The sequence below is a fragment of the Lonsdalea quercina subsp. quercina genome (genome assembly GCF_000688695.1).
GTDB classification, from domain to species: Bacteria; Pseudomonadota; Gammaproteobacteria; order Enterobacterales; family Enterobacteriaceae; genus Lonsdalea; species Lonsdalea quercina_D.
The window spans coordinates 299571-321473 of sequence record NZ_JIBQ01000009.1; the positions used below are offsets into that span (position 1 = coordinate 299571).

16 protein-coding genes are annotated in these 21903 nt (G+C 54.8%); 9 read left to right on the top strand and 7 right to left on the bottom strand.

Annotation, left to right across the window (positions count from 1 at the left end; translation table 11 throughout):
* Positions 1-3: 3 nt before the first annotated feature.
* From pqiA to pyrD, 5 genes are all read right to left on the bottom strand, one after another.
* On the bottom strand, positions 4-1245 hold the full coding sequence (pqiA, locus tag SB13_RS10650; RefSeq protein WP_026740337.1) for a membrane integrity-associated transporter subunit PqiA: 1242 nt from the start codon (positions 1243-1245) through the stop codon (positions 4-6).
* Between the two features lie 62 nt (positions 1246-1307).
* A complete protein-coding gene (locus SB13_RS10655; RefSeq protein ID WP_026740338.1) occupies positions 1308-3227 on the bottom strand; it encodes an ABC transporter ATP-binding protein in 1920 nt (639 codons plus the stop codon).
* A gap of 4 nt (positions 3228-3231) precedes the next feature.
* Entirely contained in the window at positions 3232-5349 is a 2118-nt protein-coding gene (gene rlmKL / locus SB13_RS10660; protein WP_026740339.1) for a bifunctional 23S rRNA (guanine(2069)-N(7))-methyltransferase RlmK/23S rRNA (guanine(2445)-N(2))-methyltransferase RlmL, read from the bottom strand.
* 507 nt (positions 5350-5856) lie between these two features.
* Positions 5857-6417 (bottom strand): cell division protein ZapC, encoded by a 561-nt coding sequence (locus SB13_RS10665; RefSeq protein WP_026740340.1) that lies wholly within the window; start codon positions 6415-6417, stop codon positions 5857-5859.
* Positions 6418-6575: 158 nt separating this feature from the next.
* Positions 6576-7583, bottom strand: coding sequence for a quinone-dependent dihydroorotate dehydrogenase (pyrD, locus tag SB13_RS10670; RefSeq protein WP_026740341.1), 1008 nt, complete (start codon positions 7581-7583; stop codon positions 6576-6578).
* A 248-nt stretch (positions 7584-7831) separates the two neighbouring features.
* Between pyrD and ssuE the strand changes: the two genes are divergently transcribed.
* From ssuE to ssuB, 5 genes are all read left to right on the top strand, one after another.
* Complete coding sequence (gene ssuE / locus SB13_RS10675; RefSeq protein WP_026740342.1) at positions 7832-8389, top strand: NADPH-dependent FMN reductase; 558 nt, start codon at positions 7832-7834, stop codon at positions 8387-8389.
* A gap of 9 nt (positions 8390-8398) precedes the next feature.
* On the top strand, positions 8399-9355 hold the full coding sequence (locus SB13_RS10680) for a sulfonate ABC transporter substrate-binding protein (protein ID WP_026740343.1): 957 nt from the start codon (positions 8399-8401) through the stop codon (positions 9353-9355).
* A 19-nt stretch (positions 9356-9374) separates the two neighbouring features.
* A complete protein-coding gene (gene ssuD, locus SB13_RS10685; RefSeq protein WP_026740344.1) occupies positions 9375-10520 on the top strand; it encodes an FMNH2-dependent alkanesulfonate monooxygenase in 1146 nt (381 codons plus the stop codon).
* A 9-nt stretch (positions 10521-10529) separates the two neighbouring features.
* Entirely contained in the window at positions 10530-11321 is a 792-nt protein-coding gene (gene ssuC, locus SB13_RS10690; RefSeq protein WP_026740345.1) for an aliphatic sulfonate ABC transporter permease SsuC, read from the top strand.
* Positions 11318-12112 (top strand): aliphatic sulfonates ABC transporter ATP-binding protein, encoded by a 795-nt coding sequence (gene ssuB / locus SB13_RS10695; protein ID WP_026740346.1) that lies wholly within the window; start codon positions 11318-11320, stop codon positions 12110-12112. Before ssuC ends, ssuB begins: the two co-directional genes overlap by 4 nt.
* A gap of 241 nt (positions 12113-12353) precedes the next feature.
* On the opposite strand, the gene pepN is transcribed toward ssuB, so the two are convergent.
* Complete coding sequence (gene pepN / locus SB13_RS10700; RefSeq protein ID WP_026740347.1) at positions 12354-14969, bottom strand: aminopeptidase N; 2616 nt, start codon at positions 14967-14969, stop codon at positions 12354-12356.
* 574 nt (positions 14970-15543) lie between these two features.
* Here pepN and pncB point away from each other — a divergent pair.
* The 4 genes from pncB to SB13_RS10720 all read left to right on the top strand — a co-directional run bounded on the left by pncB (position 15544) and on the right by SB13_RS10720 (position 21137).
* Complete coding sequence (gene pncB, locus SB13_RS10705; protein ID WP_026740348.1) at positions 15544-16749, top strand: nicotinate phosphoribosyltransferase; 1206 nt, start codon at positions 15544-15546, stop codon at positions 16747-16749.
* A 180-nt stretch (positions 16750-16929) separates the two neighbouring features.
* Positions 16930-18330: an asparagine--tRNA ligase gene (gene asnS, locus SB13_RS10710; RefSeq protein WP_026740349.1), complete on the top strand. Its 1401-nt coding sequence runs from the start codon at positions 16930-16932 to the stop codon at positions 18328-18330.
* 293 nt (positions 18331-18623) lie between these two features.
* Entirely contained in the window at positions 18624-19703 is a 1080-nt protein-coding gene (locus SB13_RS10715; protein ID WP_026740350.1) for a porin, read from the top strand.
* 243 nt (positions 19704-19946) lie between these two features.
* Positions 19947-21137 (top strand): amino acid aminotransferase, encoded by a 1191-nt coding sequence (locus SB13_RS10720; RefSeq protein ID WP_026740351.1) that lies wholly within the window; start codon positions 19947-19949, stop codon positions 21135-21137.
* Positions 21138-21214: 77 nt separating this feature from the next.
* On the opposite strand, the gene SB13_RS10725 is transcribed toward SB13_RS10720, so the two are convergent.
* Entirely contained in the window at positions 21215-21859 is a 645-nt protein-coding gene (locus SB13_RS10725; protein WP_026740352.1) for an MBL fold metallo-hydrolase, read from the bottom strand.
* Positions 21860-21903 lie beyond the last annotated feature (44 nt).

Consider the following 21903-nt stretch of genomic DNA (forward strand, 5'->3'; position numbering starts at 1 on the left):
CTCTCACTCACGGTTGTAACGATCCCACAACAGGCGGGGATCAAACATAATAGCGGCAAGCATGGTCAGAATAACCACCGCGGCAAACAGCACTGCGCCGATTTCAGGATACACGCTCATAAAACGGCCGACGCGAACTAACGCGGACAGCACGGCAATCACGAACACATCAATCATGGACCAACGCCCCACGAATTCCACCACTTCGTAGACCAGATGCATACGCTCGGTATCGTGACGGCTTTTGCCCTGCGTACACCAGCAAAGCCAGCCGAGCGCGATCATCTTCAGTGTCGGCACCATGATGCTGGCGATAAAAATCACCAGGGCGACCGGGTAAGAACCAGAGCCCCACAGCAAGACGACGCCGGACATAATCGTCGAATCCATTCTATTGCCCAGCGCTTCCGTCACCATGATGGGCAACATATTGGCCGGGATGTACAGCATGAGCGAGGTGACCAGCAGCGCCAGCGTCCACTGCAGGCTATGACGCCGACGCAGATGTCCATGCGTGTGGCAACGCGGACACACCTGCACATCCGCCGGGAGCACCGCCGTACAACAGCTGCACGAGCGAACGCCCTGCGCAATCCCGCTGCGCCCTGTTTCGAGGGTATCCGGCACCGCCGGCGCGGGCGTGACATCGTGCCACAAACGCCGGCGGTCAAGACTCTGGAAAGCCAGCAGTTGCAGAAGACAAAACAGGACATAGGGAATAAAGCTGATGCCGATGCCGATGCTGCCGTAGGCCATCAGTTTGACAAAACTCACCAGCACACCAGCCAGAAAGATTTCCGGCATACCCCAGCTTTTCAGTTGGAACAGAATCCGCGCAAGCAGCCGGGTGAGCCCAAGATTCATCCGGATATGCCCGCACAGCCCAATGATGATGAGCATGCAGCTGGCGGGAATACACTGCACAAACAGCATGAACAGCGTCGCGACGCTGGCATAGTTCTCATCCACCATGACTTTGGGGATTTCCAGCAAAGTGACTTCACTGGTGATCCCCGCCACCTGCATGGAGACGAAGGGAAACAGCGCAGACAGGAACAGCATCACCAGCGCGCTGATGGCGAAACTCACCGAACGCCAGCGCGCTTCAGGACGATGACTCGTCAGCAGCGTATTGCATCGCGGGCATACCGCCCGCTGCCCTGGCCGTAAGTCAGGAAGTTCGACCAGCAGGTCGCACTGCGGGCACAGCATCTTACCCTCCGCAGAGTGGGAGTGGGTGCACATCAATAACCTCCTGTTGCCAGCCAACCAGGCAGCCGCGATGCGGGCTTGCCTGACGTCAAAAGCTACGCGTTGCCGTTTTGCAAAGACTCAAGCTCTTCCCAGCGGGCAAAGCTGGTTTCCAGACGCTGTTCCGCCAACGCTAACGCGTCCAGCACCGGCTGCGTTTCCTCATGAGGTCGAGAGAAAAACGACGGGTCGCTCATCTGCGCCTGCAGCGAAGCGATCTCACGCTCAAACTCTTCCAACTGCTGAGGCAACTGCGCCAGTTCACGCTGTTGGTTGTAGCTGAGCTTCACCGTGGCGGCCGGTTTAGCCGGTCGCAATGCGGCGGGCGCAGACTTGGACTCGACGGGAGCAGAAGCCGCCGTCGCGCGCAGCGGGGTCGCCACTGAACGCTGCTGCTGTGCGTCATAGTAACCGCCGACGTACTGGCCGATAACGCCGTTGCCTTCGAAAATCCAGCATTCGGTGACCGAGTTGTCGACGAACTGACGGTCATGGCTGACCAGCAATACCGTGCCCTGATAGCTGTCGAGCAGCTCTTCGAGGAGCTCCAGCGTTTCCACGTCCAGGTCGTTGGTCGGTTCATCGAGAATCAACAGGTTGCTCGGCTTCAAAAATAGCCGCGCCAACAGCAGGCGATTTCGTTCTCCGCCGGACAACGCCTTCACCGGCGTCATCGCCCGTTTAGGATGGAACAGGAAGTCCTGCAAATAGCCGAGCACGTGGCGAGAGCGGCCATTGACCATCACTTCCTGCTTGCCTTCAGCCAGGTTGTCCATCACCGTCCGCTCCGGATCCAATTCGGCGCGATGCTGATCGAAGTAGGCGACCTCCAGCTTTGTCCCGCAATGGATGCGGCCGCTATCTGCCTTCAACTGGCCCAGCATCAGCTTCAACAGCGTGGTTTTACCGCAGCCGTTAGGCCCGACCAACGCGATTTTATCGCCGCGCTGAACCTGAGCGGAGAAGTTGTTCAGCAAAACTTTGCCGCCGACCTGATAGCTGGCGTTCTCCAGTTCAAAGACGATTTTGCCGGAGCGCGCCGCCTCTTCCACCTGCATTTGGGCCGATCCCATCACTTCGCGACGCTGAGTACGCTCCTGACGCAAAGCCTTCAACGCACGCACACGGCCTTCGTTACGGGTGCGGCGCGCCTTGATGCCCTGACGGATCCAAACCTCTTCCTGCGCCAGTTTGCGGTCGAATTCCGCGTTCTGCAGTTCTTCCACGCGCAGGGCCTCTTCCTTGCCCGCCAGATACTTATCATAGTCGCCCGGCCAGGAAACGAGTTTGCCGCGGTCCAAATCAACGATTCGGGTCGCCATATTGCGAATGAAAGAACGGTCATGGGAAATGAAAATGATGCTGCCCTGAAACGATTTCAGGAACCCTTCCAGCCAGTCGATGGTTTCGATGTCCAGATGGTTAGTCGGTTCGTCCAGCAGCAATACCCGGGGAGCGCTAACCAGCGCCCGGCCCAACGCGGCCTTGCGCAGCCAACCGCCGGACAGGGACGACAGCGGCGTATCCGCGGTCAGACCCAGCTGTTCCAGCACGGCGTTGATGCGATCTTCCAGTTTCCAGAGACCCTGATGGTCCAGCACTTCCTGGACTTTAGCCAGTTGATTCAGATTACGCTCGCTGGGATCCGTTTCAACCAGCCGCAGCGCGGCGTGATACGCTTTCAGATGCTCTGCCTGCTCCGCGACGCCCTCCGCCACAAAGTCGAAAACGCTGCCGGCCACGTTGCGCGGCGGGTCCTGCTGCAATCGGGCGACAATCAGGTCCTGCTCGAAAATAAGACGCCCATCGTCCAGAGGGATCTCCTTCGCGAGGATTTTTAACAGCGTCGATTTTCCGGCGCCGTTACGACCGACCAGACAGACACGCTCGTTGTCTTCAATATGCAGCTCGGTATTGTCCAGCAGCGGCGCATCGCTGAATGACAGCCAGGCGCCCGATAAACTGATTAATGACATGTAATTACTTTTCCTCTCCGGCGTGCTTCAGCAGCCAGCAGTTGTGAATCTGACGATTGCGGGCGAAATCCTGCGATTGGGTACGTGCGGTAATGTCCTGTGCGTCCAGACCCAGCGCGGCGAGACCTTCCATATCCATCTGGAAGCCCCGTTTGTTGTTGGAAAACATGATGGTACCGCTGCGTTTCAGCAGGCGCTTCAAATCTTTCATCAGCATCAGATGATCCCGCTGCACGTCAAACGTGGCTTCCATGCGTTTAGAGTTGGAGAACGTCGGCGGATCGATGAAGATCACGTCGAACTGTTCGTTAGACTGGCTCAACCAGCTCAGGCAATCCGCCTGGATCAATCGGTGCTGACGCCCGGTGAGACCATTGGCGCGCAGGTTCTTTTCCGCCCATTCCAAATAGGTGCGCGACATGTCCACCGTCGTCGTGCTGCGTGCGCCGCCGATGCCCGCATGAACGCTGGCCGTTCCGGTATAGGCGAACAGGTTGAGAAAATCTTTTCCCTGACTCAGTTCACCCAGCATTTTGCGGGCGACGCGGTGGTCCAGGAACAGACCGGTATCCAGATAGTCAGTCAGATTGACCCACAGTCGAGCGTTGTACTCGTCCACCAGCAGGAACTCGCCTTTCTGGGCCAGCTTCTCATACTGATTTTTTCCTTTTTGCCGTTCACGCGTCTTGAGGATCAGCTGGTTCGTCGGCACGCCCAGCACGCTGAGTGTGGCATTGATGACGTCGAACAAACGCTGACGGGCTTTTTGGGCATCCACCGTCTTCGGCGGCGCGTACTCCTGCACCACCACCCAACTGCCGTAGCGGTCAACGGCGACGTTGTATTCCGGCAAATCGGCGTCGTAGACGCGATAGCATTCAATCCCCTGCTGTTTGGCCCATTTGTCTAGCTTACGCAGGTTTTTCTTCAGTCGATTGGCGAAATCATCCGCCGGCGCGCTTACGCTTTCAGCGCTGTTCGCCGCCAGCTGGTAATTTTTCTGCACACAGTCCAGCGGACCGTTTTTGGCTTTGAACTGGCGGTCGGCGCGCAGTTGTAAACAGCTCAGCAGCTCCGGTGAAGCGCTGAAGAGAGACAGCTGCCAGCCCCCGAACGACGCTTTCATGATACGCCCCAGCATATTGTGCAGCGCAATCAGAGCAGGCTCGCTTTCCAGACGTTCGCCGTAAGGCGGGTTGCTGAGCACCGTCCCGGTAGGGCCTTCCGGCAGCGGATTTTTGAGTTGTACGGCATCGCATACATCGAAACGGATTAACTCGCTGACGCCGGCGCGGCGCGCGTTGGCGCGAGCGATGTCAATCACCCGGCGATCGTTATCCGAGCCGAAAAAACGCGACGCGGTAGCCTGCACTCCGGCGCGGGCGCGCTGCTGTGCGTCAGTCGTCACCTCTTTCCACAGCGTCGGATTAAACTGCTCCCAGGCCAGGAATCCCCAATGATGGCGGTGCAACCCTGGCGCCCGGTCGGCAGCGATCATGGCCGCTTCGATCAATAACGTCCCGGATCCGCACATCGGATCGACCATCGGCGTACCCTTTTCCCAGCCGGAACGCAGCACGATCGCGGCAGCCAGATTTTCTTTGAGGGGCGCCTGACCGGCCAGATCGCGGTAACCCCGCATATGCAGACCGTCGCCGCTGAGGTCGATCGCTACGCTGGCTTTCTCACGCTGCAGAAAAACGTTGATGCGAATATCCGGCTGCTGTTTGGCGACGTCGGGACGCTGGCCGGTACGGCGGGTGAAGCTGTCGACGATGGCGTCTTTAACTTTCAATGCGCCGTACTGGCTATTACGGATTTCGTCATTGGTGCCGCTGAAATGGACGGCGAAGGTTTTGTCGACGCTGAAAATCGTCGACCAGTCTACCGCCTGAACCCCTAGATAGAGATCCAAATCGCTGTAGACGTTGAATTCGTTGAGCGGAAGCAGGATGCGAGACGCCAGGCGGCTCCACATCAGGCTTTGGTACACCAGGCGATCGTCTCCCTGAAAATGCACGCCCCCCTGCACGACTGCGCAATCCTGGGCGCCCAGCGCCTCAAGTTCGCTTTTTAATAATTCTTCCAAACCACGCGCCGTGCTGGCAAACAGAGAGTTCATAGAGCAGATATCACCTTAAAGAAAATTGAGGCGCATTATAGCTAATCCCCACCGGTTGTCATAATGCACCGCAGCCGATCGAAATCATTGTGGTCTTTGCAAAGTTGGGTTTGACGGCATCGCGCCTTGAGCATCACGATGCCCATTCGTCAGATGATGCCGCAGCGCCCCTGCGCCCGCGAGCTGGTGTGGCTTGAGCAATGGAGTGTCAGTGAAGGGAACTTCAGGTCGCGAGCAGTCAGAATATCCCAGAACAAGCCGCACAAAACGTATATAAAGAGGCGATGCGTGGTCATCATTTGACGTCTAAACCGTCATCAAATCGGCTATATCGACACGTCGGGCCACGTTAAACGCGCGATAAGACGCAGGAACTCAGGGAGGGACATGGTGAGGACAAACAAAACTTGCCTCGAGCGACAAGGGGGGGATGCGGCGGTCACGGCAGATGTATAGGTGAAAGACCGGCACGGTCGACGCCGGACATCTGTAGCCGAACCGGCGGAGTCAGCCTACGCAGGCATACGGCGACGAATCGCTGTCGATATCGTCAATCGCCGCCGTCGGCGACAGCCGATCGTGCATAATTTTGATGGGATCGCCCAGTTGCAGCGTTTTCGCATTCAGCGTCAGTTGGCTTTGCGCCAGCAAACACAGGCTGGCTTTCTCACCCTCTTCCACCACCAAAAGACTGGCGTCTTCATCGCGGTCCACGAGTTGAACGTTGACGATGTCCCCTGTCGTTGGGCGGTATCCTTCACCGGATTGTGGCGTGAAGTGCCAGCTTTTCGGCATTAGCGGTTTCATAAAGCGATTGGCTACCAGCGCGTTTAATATCAGTTCGGCTTTTTCCGCCTGTGAGAGGGTTATTCTCTGACACTTTTCCTGATAGGTAAAAAATAACGCGGCGTCATCGACGCAAAACGCGCTTTCCATAAAAGCATCCGGGGTTAACATCGACATAGGATAACGAGAACGGAATAACATGCCATCCGCCAGATCCAACATCAGACGCTGCTGTTCTTGGTCAAAATACCAACGCCAATTATCGTCAGGTTTTAATTTCATCGTGATACCTTCATTCTTCCTTTTGCGCTGCCTGCGATATTTAACGCCTGCAAAATTAACCCGTGGAGAACTCGAATGCGTTATTTTTATACAGCACAAAAAATATAGACTAGCCGGGAGCAGAAATAAACCCCCGGCTATGAATGAAGATGAAAAAATTAGATATGAGTGACGATATCTTTAATTAGACCCGGTCCACGGAAAATAAACCCGCTGTAAATTTGCACCAGCGTCGCGCCCGCCGCCATTTTTTCCCGTGCAGCCATTAGAGAGTCAATACCACCGACTCCGATAATAGGTAGACGACCGTTTAATTCCTGAGATAAACGACGAATCACTTCGGTGCTGAGCAGTTGCAACGGACGACCGCTTAATCCCCCGGTCTGACCGCTGTGATTCAACCCTTGGATCAATTGACGATCCAGCGTGGTATTCGTAGCAATCACGCCATCAATATTATGTCGCACCAGACTATCTGCAATTTGGATCAATTCTTCCTCTGAAAGATCCGGCGCTATTTTCACCGCCACAGGAACATATTTTTGATGTTTGGCTTCCAGCTCCGCCTGTTTATTTTTTACCGCTTGTAACAAATCATCCAGAGCTTCGCCATACTGAAGGGTTCGTAATCCCGGCGTATTCGGCGAAGAAATATTAATGGCGATATAACCCGCATGCGCATAGGTCTTCTCCATGCAGATCAGATAGTCGTCCTTTCCATTCTCTACCGGCGTATCTTTATTCTTGCCGATATTAATGCCCAATATGCCGCCGAAATGGGATTTCTTAACATTCTCCACCAGATTATCCACCCCAAGATTATTAAATCCCATGCGGTTAATTAATCCTTCGGCTTCGACCAAACGAAATAAGCGCGGCTTATCATTTCCCGGCTGAGGGCGCGGCGTCACGGTCCCGACTTCAATGAAGCCAAATCCCATAGCCCCCAGCGCATCCACGCATTCGCCGTCTTTATCCAGCCCGGCCGCAAGCCCCAGCGGATTTTTAAACGACAGCCCCATGCACGTCACGGGCTTGGTGGGAACAGACTGACGGACGAGAAATTCTAACGGGGTGTGGCTGATACGACGCAACTGCTGAAAGGTAAACTCATGCGCGCGCTCTGGGTCGAGCTGGAATAACGCTTTACGAATAAGGGGGTACATGGACTCTCCTGGATTCCCGGTTGCAGACCGGGGCAGTATTATCGGCCATCCGTATCGGAAAGGGAATTGACCTGTGACAAAAAAGCCTCGCCGGTCACGTCGGGAGGGCCAAGGCGCGGCTGATGTTATGCACTTTGAGTCTTTCGATTACACAATAAATCATTTAATGGAATAAGTCTGTGTCTGCCAGACTGGCCGCATGTTGCCCAATGGTAAGAGTTGCTAACAATACGTTAGAAGGAGTGCATATGCGCGTTATCACTTTAGCAGGAAGTCCTCGCTACCCATCACGTTCCACCGCGCTTCTGCAGCATGCGAGCAAGTGGCTGACGGCCAAGGGCGTGGAAGTCCTACCCTGGCATCTACACAACTTTCCCCCGGAAGATCTCCTGAATGCCCGCTTCGACAGTCCGGCCTTGCAAACACTCAACGAGCAGTTGTCCACCGCCGACGGCGTGATCATCGCCACCCCAATTTACAAGGCTTCGTTTACCGGCGGTCTGAAAGCCCTGCTGGATGTCCTGCCCGAGCGGGCTCTGGCGCATAAGGCCGTACTGCCGATCGCCACCGGCGGATCGCTCGCGCACATGCTCGCGGTCGACTATAGCCTACTGCCGGTACTCAACGCGCTGAAGGCTCAGGAGATCCTCCAAAGCGTGTTCGCCGACGACAGCCAGATCCGCGATTACGACCGCACTCCAGAATTCTCTAGCGCTTTGCAAGAACGGCTACAGGAAGCGTTAGAGAACCTGTTTCAGGCGCTGCTGAGACGTCAACACTATCCTCAACTGCAACACAGCGCATAGGATTTCCGCATGTTTTCATGGTTGAAACGTCAATCCCCCTGGTTGATGATCGGCTCGCTGGGGCTGGCTTCCGTCACCTTCGCGGCCGAAAGTCCGCCCCAGCTGCGCATCGGTTACCAAAAAGGCTCCGTCAGTCTGCTGCTCACGAAAACGCATCAGCTGCTGGAAAAACGTTTTCCGGATACCGCCATTCGCTGGATCGAGTTTCCTGCCGGACCGCAACTGCTGGAAGCGCTGAACGTGGGCAGCGTTGATGTCGGCAGCACCGGCGATACGCCCCCGATATTCGCTCAGGCCGCCGGCGCAGACCTGCTTTACATCGGCGTTGAGCCCCCAAAGCCCAAAGCTGAAGTCATTTTGGTCGCCGCCAACAGTCCGGTGAAAAGCGTCTCAGACCTGAAAGGCAAAAGAGTGGCGCTCCAGAAGGGGTCCAGTTCACACAATCTGGTACTGCGCGCCCTTCAACAGGCCGGGCTATCGTTCAGCGATATTCAGCCTGCCTACCTGACCCCAGCCGATGCTCGCGCCGCATTTCAACAGGGAAATGTGGACGCCTGGGCCATCTGGGATCCCTATTATTCCGCCGCCCTGCTGCAGGGCGACGTTCGCGTGTTGACCGACGGCAGCCATTTGAATCAGACAGGCGCGTTTTATCTGGCGTCCCGTCACTACGCGGAGCGCAACGGCGTTTTTATCCGGCAGGTGTTGGACACGCTGACGGAAGCTGAAAAATTTACGGTCAGCGAACGTTCGCAAAGTACTGACCTGCTGGTCAACGCGATAGGACTTCCACACGCAGTGATCGCGAGCTATCTGGATCATCGCCCGGTGACCGTGATCCGCCCTTTGGATCAACGCGTTATCAAGGCGCAGCAGGAAACGGCGGATCTGTTCTATCAAAATCGTCTGATTCCGGTGCCGATCACGATCTCATCCCAAGTCTGGAACGCCCCTTCCGAACAATAAAATCGACTGGAGACACGTCATGAGCCTTAATATTTTCTGGTTTCTCCCCACACACGGCGACGGTCACTACCTCGGCAGCGGTGAGTCGGCACGTCCAGTGGATTACCGCTACCTGCAACAAATCGCACAGGCGACGGATCAACTTGGTTTCGGCGGCGTGTTGATCCCGACCGGCCGTTCCTGCGAGGACTCCTGGCTAGTCGCGTCATCGCTCGTCCCCGTGACTCAGCGGCTGCGCTTTCTGGTCGCGCTACGCCCNGGCATCATTTCGCCTACCTTGGCCGCCCGTCAGGCGGCGACGCTGGACCGCCTGTCCAACGGCCGCGCATTGTTTAATCTGGTGACCGGCGGCGATCCGGACGAACTGGCCGCCGAAGGTCTGTTCCTTAATCACGAGGAGCGATATGAAGCATCCGCCGAATTTACCCACATCTGGCGACGGGTGCTGGAAGGCGAAACTGTCGATTTCGACGGCAAGCACATTCAGGTCAAAGGCGCGCGGCTGATCTTCCCGCCCGTGCAGCAGCCTCGCCCGCCGCTGTACTTCGGCGGATCGTCCGACGCCGCGCAGGATCTGGCGGCGGAGCAAGTGGAACTGTACCTCACCTGGGGAGAGCCTCCGGCACAGGTCAAAGAGAAAATCGAGCAGGTGCGCGCCAAAGCGGCGGCGCATGGCCGCACGGTGCGTTTCGGCATTCGCCTGCACGTGATTGTGCGGGAAACCAGCCGTGAGGCCTGGCAGGCGGCGGATCGACTCATCTCTCAACTGGACGACAACACTATCGCCAAGGCGCAGCAAGCGCTGGGACGTTACGATTCCGTCGGCCAACAACGCATGCTCGCTCTGCACGGTGGGAAACGAGACAAACTGGAGATCAGCCCCAATCTCTGGGCAGGCGTGGGATTGGTGCGCGGAGGCGCGGGGACGGCGCTGGTGGGCGACCCCGCGACGGTCGCGGAGCGGATTCAGGAGTATGCGGACCTCGGCATCGACACGTTTATTCTGTCCGGCTACCCGCATCTGGAAGAGGCGTATCGCGTGGCAGAGCTGCTGTTTCCTCATCTGGACGTCGCCGTGCCCGACGTGCCAGCGTCGCGACTACTACCGGCGCTGGGCGAAGTCATCGGCAATAACTATGTGCCGCTGCAGGCCGCGCAAAGCTAAGGAGCGCCTATGAAATCGCTATGGCGACAAACGGCTTATCGACTTACGCCCTGGGCGCTGCCGCTCCTGCTGGTGGTCGTCTGGCAGGTTGCATCGCAAACCGGCTGGCTTTCCACCCGGATTCTGCCCTCTCCCGAAGCCATTGTCGCAGCATTTTGGCGGCTGACCGTCAGCGGCGAGCTATGGCAACATCTGGCGATCAGCACTTGGCGCGCGTTGCTCGGCTTCGCTATCGGCGGCTCGCTGGGACTGCTGCTCGGTTTTATTTCCGGGCTTTCCCACACGGGCGAACGTCTGCTCGATACCTCCGTGCAGATGCTGCGCAATATTCCGCATTTAGCGCTGATCCCTCTGGTAATTCTGTGGTTCGGGATCGAAGAAAGCGCCAAGATCTTTTTAGTCGCTCTGGGCACGCTTTTTCCTATTTATCTCAACACCTATCACGGCATCCGTAACCTCGACCGCGGTTTGCTGGAGATGGCGCGCAGCTACGGCCTTTCGGGGTTTAGCCTGTTCCGGCAGGTTGTGCTGCCCGGCGCTCTCCCCTCCATCATGGTGGGCGTACGGTTCGCGCTGGGGCTGATGTGGCTAACCCTGATTGTGGCGGAAACCATTTCGGCCAGTTCGGGAATTGGTTATCTGGCGATGAATGCGCGGGAGTTTCTTCAGACCGATGTCGTCGTGGTCGCCATTATTCTTTATGCCTGCCTGGGCAAACTGGCCGATGTCAGCACCGTGTTGCTTGAGCGCATCTGGCTTCGCTGGCATCCCGCCTATCAACCTAAGGAGGAACCTGCATGAATCTTACCTCGCTCTCCTCGCCGGCGCGTCTTAACGCGGGTATGCCATTGCTGATCAATAGCATTAGCAAACGTTACGGTCGGCGTACCATCCTGCAGGATATCCAGCTACATATCCCCGCGGGTCAGTTTGTCGCCGTCGTGGGCCGCAGCGGCTGCGGCAAAAGCACCCTGCTGCGCCTGCTCGCCGGACTGGAAACGGTGTCGTCCGGGGAATTGCTGGCAGGCAGCGCACCGTTAAGCCAGTCTCGGGCGGATACCCGACTGATGTTTCAGGAGGCACGCCTGCTTCCCTGGAAAAAAGTGATTGATAATGTGGGCCTGGGGCTGCGCGGTGAATGGCGATCTGCCGCGCAGGATGCGCTGGCTGCCGTCGGACTGGCCTCGCGTGCAAACGAATGGCCGGCCGCGCTGTCCGGCGGACAAAAACAGCGTGTGGCGCTGGCCCGCGCATTGATCCATCGCCCCGGTTTGCTGCTGCTGGATGAGCCGCTGGGCGCGCTGGATGCGTTGACGCGCATCGAGATGCAGGGACTGATCGAATCGCTCTGGCTGCAACAAGGNTTCACCGTGCTATTAGTGACCCATGACGTCAGCGAAGCGGTCGCATTGGCGGATCGCGTTATTTTGATTGAGGAAGGTCAAATCGGTCTGGATGTTTTGGTCGATCATCCCCGGCCGCGTCGACGCGGCTCGGCGAGATTGGCCGAACTGGAGGCCAGCGTGTTGGAACGGATTCTGACGCCCACTAAGCATGAACACCCAGCGTCGTTAACACGGGCGACGTTTTGATTTCCATCGATTGAAACGAAAAAAAAGCCGCTGCCTTGGACAGGCGAGCGGCTGTAAGACCGTTAGTAAAGCCGGCGTGATCTTCATCAGCAGAGACGAAGCCTTTTCATCACATCAATGAATCGGTCCGTTGAGGCCTTGCTTGAAGACCTCAACATCGCCTCGACGGCTGTGCGAAGAAACGCCTCCATTCATGTGACGCTAACGCCACCTAAATCCAGGGGGGAATCTCCGACGACGATCAGGCTTCCAGTGCCTTCGTAATCTTCTCGAACAAGTCTCCCGACAGATTAGGCAACGCTTTGAGCGTTTCCAACGCCTTGCGCATCTGCTCCTGTCGAGATTGATCGTAGCGTTTCAAACGGATCAACGGTTCGATCAACCGGGCGGCAACCTGCGGGTTACGCGTGTTGAGGTCCACCAACATTTCGGTCAGGAAACGGTAGCCACTACCATCAGCGGCATGAAATGCCGCCGGGTTGCCTGAAGTAAAGGCACCAACCAGCGACCGCAGACGGTTCGGGTTGTTCAGACTGAACGAACGGTGTTTCAACAGTGCCCGTACGCGATCCAGCACATCAGTTTCCGGGCTGGTGGCCTGTAATGTAAACCACTTATCCATCACCAGGCCGTCCTGATGCCAGCGTTCGTCGAACGACGCCAGCAGCGCATCGCGACACGGCAGCAACGCACTTACCCCCGCCGACAGCGCCGCCAGAGAGTCCGTCATGTTGTCGGCTTGCTCGAACTGCCGACTCACCAGCGTATCCGCCTGATGCTCGTCGCCGAAAGCCAGATAGTGGAGGCAAACATTACGCAGCGCGCGTTTGCCCATATCTTCCTGGTCGATGCGGTACGCTGGTGTCTGATTATCGCGATACACCGCCAGCAGCTCGTCCGCCATCTCCTGCGCCAGCGTTTGAGTCAACGCGTGACGCACGGCGGAAATCGCTTCGGGGTCGATAATATCGAACAGTTCTGCAATCTCATTTTCGCTGGGCAGCGACAAAATCTGCGATGCCAGCATCGGGTCCAGAGAGTTATCCAGCAAAACGCCGCGGAAAGCGTCAACCACATGCAGTGGTAACGATAACGGCTGTTTCTGCTGATAGCGTGCCACGTTCAGACGAATATGGCTCGCCAACAGGCTTTGCGCCGCATCCCAGCGGGAGAATGCATTGCGGGCGTGGCGCATCAGGAAGGTCAGTTGCTCATCGCCCCAGCTGTAGTTGACTTTCACCGGCGCGGAAAACTCTCTTAATAGAGAAGGAACCGGCTGACAAGGCACCTGCTCGAATACAAACGTCTGTTCGGGTTCCGTCACGCTCAACACGGATCCCACCGCCTGGCCGTTCTGCACCAGCGGGATCGGCTGACCCTCGTTGTCATACAGCTCGATATCCAGCGGGATATGCAGCGGCTGTTTACGCAGTTTGTCATGACCGATAGGCGTGTTCTGCGTCACCTGCAGGCGATATTGTTCACTCTCCGCATCGTAATCATCCTGAATGGTCAGCACCGGCGTCCCGGACTGGCTGTACCAGCGACGGAATTGCGTCAGATCGATTCCAGACGCGTCTTCCATCGCCTGAACAAAGTCGTCACAAGTGGCGGCGCTGCCGTCATGGCGGTCGAAATAGAGCCGCATCCCAGCCTGGAATTTTTCTTCGCCCAACAACGTGTGCATCATGCGAATGACCTCGGCACCCTTTTCGTAAACCGTCAGGGTATAGAAGTTATTCATCTCGATGACCTGGTCCGGACGGATTGGATGGGACATCGGGCTGGCATCCTCGGCGAACTGCGCGCCGCGCATCACCCGAACGTTATCGATCCGGTTAGCGGGACGCGACCCTCGATCGGAGCTGAACTCCTGATCGCGGAATACCGTCAGGCCTTCTTTAAGGCTAAGTTGGAACCAGTCGCGGCACGTGACGCGGTTGCCAGTCCAGTTGTGGAAATACTCGTGACCGATCACCGCTTCAATATTGAGGTAATCCTTGTCGGTTGCGGTCTCCGCTTTGGCCAGGACGTACTTGGAGTTAAAGACGTTCAGGCCTTTGTTTTCCATCGCGCCCATATTGAAGAAGTCGACGGCGACGATCATGTAGATGTCGAGATCGTATTCCAGACCAAAGCGTGTCTCATCCCATTTCATCGCATTTTTCAGCGACGTCATCGCCCAGTCGGCGCGGTCAAGATTGCCGCGATCCACATAGAGTTCCAGCGCGACTTCTCTGCCGGTACGCGTGGTGAACGTGTCGCGTAAGACGTCAAAATCTCCTGCAACCAAGGCAAAGAGGTAGCAAGGTTTGGGGAACGGATCCTGCCATTCCACCCAGTGACGGTTATCGGCAAGCTCGCCCTGCGCCACGCGGTTGCCGTTAGACAACAGGTAGGGATAGCGGGTTTTGTCTGCCGTAATTCGGGTGGTGAAACGAGCCAGTACATCGGGTCGGTCAAGGTAGTAAGTGATATGACGGAAACCCTCGGCTTCACATTGGGTGCACAGAGCATCGCCGGACTGATATAAACCTTCCAGCGCGCTGTTGGCCGACGGGTTGATTTCCGTTTCGATCTGCAACGCGAATTTTTGCGGCAGCCCGTTGAGTTCAAGACCATCGGGGAGTTGCTGGTACTCCGTCCAACGCTGGCCGTCCACCAGAATGTCGATCAGGTGCAATCCTTCGCCGTCCAACCGCAAAGGAGCCCCGGTTTCGCCCTGTAATACCACCTGACTGGTGGCGACCACCCGTGTTTTGTCCGGGCCCAGGTCAAAATCCAATGCGATATCGGTGATGGTGTAGTCCGGCGCGCGATAGTCGTGCCGGTATTTTACTTGGGGTTGCTGGCTCATAAATCGTTACCTTAGTGACGGACAATAATGGCGACAGGTCATGCAATCAGGCCCGCCGGGTTAAGAAGCGCCATTTCAGACCGGGCGCTTTTTTTTCGCGGCGAGCGCCTGCGTCGTTCCACGGCGCGTAAATTGAGTTAAACCACCGAGTCTTTCAATATAGACGTATCAGGGGGTGAACTCAGTGTCTGAGTTTCCCCACCAACCATCTGAACAACACATCAAAATGCGTTTTTTTTACACACAGATTCTTTATTGAACAAGCTGTTACCTCTATTAAAGGGATCTCGGTGACGGAATGCAAACATTCCCTCTTTTCCACTTTTGAATCGAACACAACACGTTTTTTTGGAATTTTTTGTTTAGTATAAAAAACATTTGGTTTCAAACACTAATGTTAAAAACGGCAAAAAAATAGACACTTTATTTTCACAATCGCACATTTGAATCTCGCCTAAACACGTCCAATATGGTGATATAGCCCGAACAAACAGACGATTTTGGGAAGGTTCCGAGCCCTTCCGTCATCGTTTTAACCGCTTAACTGCGTTGAACGAGGATGCTGTAACGCATTATGACTTCTTCCCTTTCCCCGATTATGACCTCGTTGCTGGATACCGATGCCTACAAGCTGCATATGCAGCAGGCTGTCTATCATCAGTACTACGATGTTGAGGTGGCGGCGGAGTTCCGCTGCCGCGGTGATGAAAAACTAGGTATCTATGCGGAGGAGATCTCCGCGCAGGTGGAAGCGATGGGCAGCCTGGCGCTCAGCGATGACGAGTTTGACTACCTCTCAGCGCTGCCTTTCTTTAAAACAGATTACCTGAATTGGCTAAAGACGTTTCGCTTCAATCCCCGGCAGGTTCAAATCAGCGCTCATCAGGGGCGACTGGATATTCGCATTGCCGGCCCGTGGCGGGAAGTGATCCTATGGGAGGTACCGTTACTGTCCGTGGTGAGCGAAGTCGTACACCGCGATCGCTCACCGCATGTCGATGTGAATGAGGCTATCGCTCAACTGCGTCAAACGCTGAGCCAGTTCGAGACCGCGAGCGCGGGTATGGATTTGTCGCATTTCAAGCTGATGGATTTCGGCACACGTCGCCGATTCTCCCGCGACGTGCAATACAACATCGTGCGCACGCTGAAAGATGAGTTCCCTTACCTGATTGGCACCAGCAACTATGATCTGGCCCGGAGACTCGAGTTGACGCCGGTAGGAACTCAGGCCCACGAATGGTTTCAGGCGCATCAACAAATTAGCCCGACGCTCGAAAATAGCCAACGGGCGGCGCTGGAAGCCTGGTTGCAGGAATATCCCGACCAACTCGGTATTGCACTGACCGACTGCATCACCATGGATGCCTTCCTCAGGGATTTCGACCATCGCTTTGCGGAAAAATATCAGGGCTTGCGACATGACTCAGGGGACCCGATCCAGTGGGGCGAAAAAGCGATCGCTCACTACCTCTCGCTGGGAATAGATGCGATGGAGAAAACGTTGGTGTTCTCCGACAGCCTGAACATGGAAAAAGCCATCGCGCTTTATCGCCATTTCTGGCAGCGCATCAATCTCGTTTTCGGCATTGGTACGCGCCTGACCTGCGATATTCCGGGAGTCACGCCGCTCAACATTGTCATTAAGTTAGTAGAGTGTAATGGACGGCCGGTGGCGAAGTTATCCGACAGTCCGGGAAAAACCATTTGCCACGACCCGGCGTTCGTCAGCGCCTTACGAGAAGCCTTCGACCTGCCGCAGGTACGCAAGGCCAGCTGAAACGCCAGTTCCCACTCCCCAGCGCTTAATCTTTAATCCAGCGACACCGGAATGCACAAAACTTATTGCATTCCGGTGATTTCTACTTGTGTCCTGCATACCGGCAAGTAACATAGCAATGCTGCCCTGAGCTGGGGCATTTACTGTTTTTAAACACATTTTATTCAAAGAGAGAATGTTATGAGCGTAGTGCCTGTAGTCGACGTACTGCAAGGCCGTGTCGCCGTTGACAGCGAAGTCACCGTGCGCGGCTGGGTACGTACCCGGAGAGATTCTAAAGCCGGTATTTCTTTTATTGCCGTCTATGACGGTTCCTGCTTTGATTCACTACAGGCCGTGGTTAATAATAATCTTGATAATTATCAGAGCGATGTTCTGCGCCTGACTACCGGCTGTTCCGTAGCGATCACGGGTAAAGTCGTTCCATCGCCCGGTCAGGGCCAGAGCTTTGAGCTGCAGGCGACCGACGTCAGCGTAGTGGGATGGGTGGACGATCCGGATACGTATCCGATGGCGGCTAAACGTCACAGCATCGAATACCTGCGTGAAGTCGCGCACCTGCGTCCGCGGACCAACCTGATCGGCGCGGTCGCTCGTGTGCGCAACACGCTGGCGCAAGCTACCCATCGTTTTTTCCATCAGCAAGGTTTTAACTGGGTTTCAACCCCGTTGATTACGGCTTCGGATACCGAAGGCGCCGGTGAAATGTTCCGCGTATCCACGTTGGATCTGGAAAACCTGCCGCGTACCGAAGAGGGAAAAGTCGATTTCAACGAAGATTTCTTCGGTAAAGAAGCTTTTCTGACCGTATCCGGCCAGTTAAATGGCGAAGCTTACGCATGCGCGTTATCAAAAATCTATACCTTCGGGCCTACCTTCCGCGCTGAAAACTCCAACACCAGCCGCCATCTGGCTGAATTCTGGATGATCGAACCGGAAGTTGCCTTCGCCGATTTGGAAGATACGGCGAAACTGGCCGAAGACCTGCTGAAGTTCGTGTTTAAAGCCGTTCTGGAAGAGCGCGCGGACGATATGGCATTTTTCGCTCAGCGCGTAGATAAAGAGGCGTTGACGCGTCTGGAGAAATTTATCCATGCTGATTTCTCTCAGGTGGATTACACCGACGCAATCACCATTCTGGAAAACTGCGGCGAAAAATTCGAAAACCCGGTGTCTTGGGGGATCGATCTCTCTTCAGAGCATGAGCGTTATCTGGCTGAAAAACATTTCAAAGCGCCTGTGGTCGTTAAAAATTACCCGAAAGACATCAAAGCATTTTATATGCGCATGAATGATGACGGGAAAACCGTTGCCGCGATGGATGTTCTGGCGCCAGGTATCGGTGAAATCATCGGGGGTTCTCAGCGTGAAGAGCGTCTTGATCACCTTGATCGCCGCCTGGAAGAAATGGGACTGAATAAAGAAGACTACGGTTGGTACCGCGATCTGCGCCGTTACGGCACGGTCCCCCACTCCGGCTTTGGTCTCGGTTTCGAACGTCTAGTCGCTTATGTGACCGGCGTTCAAAACGTGCGAGATGTCATTCCGTTCCCACGCACTCCGCGTAATGCGAGCTTTTAATAAAAAATTAATATAAGCAAAACAAATATCTAGAATAACGAAGGGGCCGTTTCTAACGGCCCCTTCGATTATTTTGCATTCTTGTAAAAAGTTCAGCGTTTTTTACATTTTGTAATACATATTTTCTAATAGTTACCTGATTGCGAAGTTAGTATCATTTTTAGGGTGGCTTAACGACTTAGTGAATGGAAAACTGCGTGCAGACACAGGAAGACATCACAATTGCCACTAAAGTTCCGTAAGAAATTTTCTGGGGCAAATGTAGGTGTCCAATAACACCAATGAGGGTAACAATGATGAAGCGCAATTTTCTTGCAGTGGTAATCCCGGCTTTGTTGGCTGCAGGCGCAGCAAATGCAGCTGAAGTCTACAATAAAGACGGCAACAAGCTGGATCTTTACGGCAAAGTTGTTGGCCTGCACTACTTCTCCGATGACGACAGTAGTGACGGTGACAAAACTTATGCTCGTCTTGGCTTCAAAGGTGAAACTCAGATCACTAACGAACTGACCGGCTACGGTCGCTTCGAGTATGAATTCAATGCATCAGGCGCTGAAAACCAGAATGCATCCGCTAGCAAAACTCGCTACGCTTACGCTGGGTTCAAATTCGCGGACTACGGCTCATTTGACTATGGCCGCAACTTGGGCATCGCCTACGACGGTATCTCTTATACCGACGTTCTGCCGGAATTCGGCAGTGACAGCCAGTACACAGACAGCATCACAGGTCGTAGCTCTGGCGTAGCGACCTACCGCAACAAAAACTTCTTCGGTCTGGTTGATGGATGGGATTTCGCCGTTCAGTATCAGGGCAAAAACGAAGGTTCTCGTGCTGTAGATCGCCAGAATGGCGACGGCTGGGGCGTGTCTTCTTCCTACACCTCTCCGATTGGCGTGGGCGTAATCGGTTCTTATGAAGCTGTTGACCGTACTACCGCTCAATCTAACGACGGTCACGGCGATCGCGCTGAAGCATGGGCTACCGGTCTGAAATATGACGCTAACAGCGTCTATCTGGCCGCAACCTACGGTGAATACCGTAACCTGACCTACGTCGGCCACAACAACACCATAACGCCTGCACTTTCAACGACCACCGCAGACAAAACTAAAGTCTTCGAAGCTGTCGCTCAGTACACCTTTGATTTCGGTCTGACTCCGTCTCTGGGCTACGTTTCCGCGAAAGCAAAAGACGACTCTAACGGCAACAACGACTACGTCACCAAATACGTCAGCCTGGGTGCTAACTACGCGTTCAACAAAAACATGTCTGTTTACACCGAATACGACATCAACCTGTTGGATGACGATAACGCTTACGCCCTCGCTAACGATGATCGCGTAGCACTGGGTGTTGTTTACCAGTTCTAATCTGCATAAAGCTTATCTGCCTTAATTTGGTAGTTTAGTTTATAAACCAGGTCAAGATTGCACGCCAGTTGGTATATCCAACTGGCGTTTTAGTTTGCGTAAAAGCAAACATTCTGTTTGCCAGCTCGTGTTCTTCCTTTCCTAATAATTGTCATTTCTTTGATGCAAACGGTTGGCAAAGCCTGATGCTAGCGTTAACCTGCTAACTCTCTTGCTTAAATTCAGTCACGGAACTACTGCGCAATGTTTGAAAAAATCTCTGCTGCTCCAGCCGACCCGATTCTTGGGCTGGCCGATCTCTTTCGCGCTGACGAGCGTCCTCACAAAATCAATCTGGGTATCGGTGTTTATAAGGACGAAACCGGTAAAACACCTGTATTAACCAGCGTAAAAAAAGCAGAACAGTATTTGCTCGAAAACGAAGTCAGCAAAAACTATCTCAGCATCGACGGCTTACCGGAGTTTGCACTCCGCACGCAAGAGTTGCTGTTTGGTAAAGATAACGACATCATCACGAATAAACGAGCGCGGACAGCCCAAACCCCAGGTGGTACAGGCGCACTCCGTGTCGCGGCAGATTTTATTGCGCATAACACTACGGCTAAACGTGTTTGGATCAGCAATCCGACCTGGCCTAACCACAGAAACGTATTTGCCGCGGTCGGGCTGGAAGTTTGTGACTACGATTATTACGACGCCAATGCCCATAAACTGGACTTTGACGGCATGGTGGCAAGCCTCAATGCCGCTCAGGCGGGAGATATCGTTTTATTTCACGGCTGCTGCCATAACCCTACGGGGATTGACCCTACGGCAGAGCAGTGGGCTCAGTTAGCGTCACTTTCACAGCAGAAAGGCTGGTTACCTTTGTTCGATTTCGCCTATCAGGGATTTGCGAATGGTTTGGACGAAGATGCTCAGGGCCTGCGGACTTTCGCCGCTAACCATCAGGAACTGTTAGTCGCGAGCTCCTACTCCAAAAATTTCGGTCTGTATAACGAACGTGTGGGCGCCTGCACATTGGTTGCTGCAGAGAGTGCAATTGCCGATACCGCATTTAGCCAGATAAAAGCGGCGATTCGCGCAAACTACTCTAACCCGCCTTCTCATGGCGCAGCCGTAGTCGCGACAATTCTCTCTAACGATGTTCTGCGCGGGATCTGGGAACAGGAATTGACGGCGATGCGTGAACGTATCCAGCGTATGCGTCAGCTTTTTGTGAACACCCTTCAGGAGAAAGGCGCACAACAAGACTTCTCTTTCATTATCCAGCAGAACGGTATGTTCTCATTTAGCGGACTTAACAAAGATCAGGTCATCCGCCTTCGCGATGAATTCGGCGTTTACGCCGTTAATTCCGGGCGAGTCAACGTAGCAGGGATGACCCCTGAAAACATGGCTCCGCTGTGCGAGGCGATCGTTGCCGTGTTATAAACAAGCGAATCTGTGAGCAAGAAAAAAGCCAGTCCGGTTGACGCCGAACTGGCTTTTTTTAATCAGCAAAGGGCGCTTTACCCGACGGTAATTCCCTGCAAAAAAGGGTTAGTTAGGCGTTCTTCGCCTAAGGTCGACATCGGACCATGCCCGGGAATAAAAGCTACATCATCGCCGAGCGGCAACAGCTTTTCGGTAATCGACTGAATCAGCGCGTCGTGATTGCCCTGAGGAAAATCACTGCGACCCACGCCCCCTCTGAAGATGACATCGCCTGAAATTGCCAGCCGGTCAGACTCACAGAAAAAGACGATGTGCCCCGGCGTATGTCCTGGGCAATGCAGAACCGAAAGATGCACGTCACCAATAGTGACCGTATCACCCTCTTCCAGCCACTCATCCGGCGTCAGCGGCTGGCAATCATCAAGACCGAACATCCGACTTTGTGCCGGCAGCCCGTCAAGCCAGAAAGCATCGGCACGCTGCGGGCCTTTAATGGACACCTGATAATAGTCAGCGAGTTCTGCTGCGGCGCCAACATGATCCAAATGACCATGGGTTAAAAGAATTTGCTTAACGGTCACACCGGCTTCCGCCACGGCTTGTTTGATCTTTTCTGCTTCACCGCCGGGATCGACTAAAGCCGCGTCGCCACTTGCCTCAGACCACAACAAAGTACAATTCTGGCTGAATGCCGTCACAGGAATAATTTGATATTTCATATCGCTCCGCTTTCGTCCCCACAGCCCGTGTTCCATTAACATCG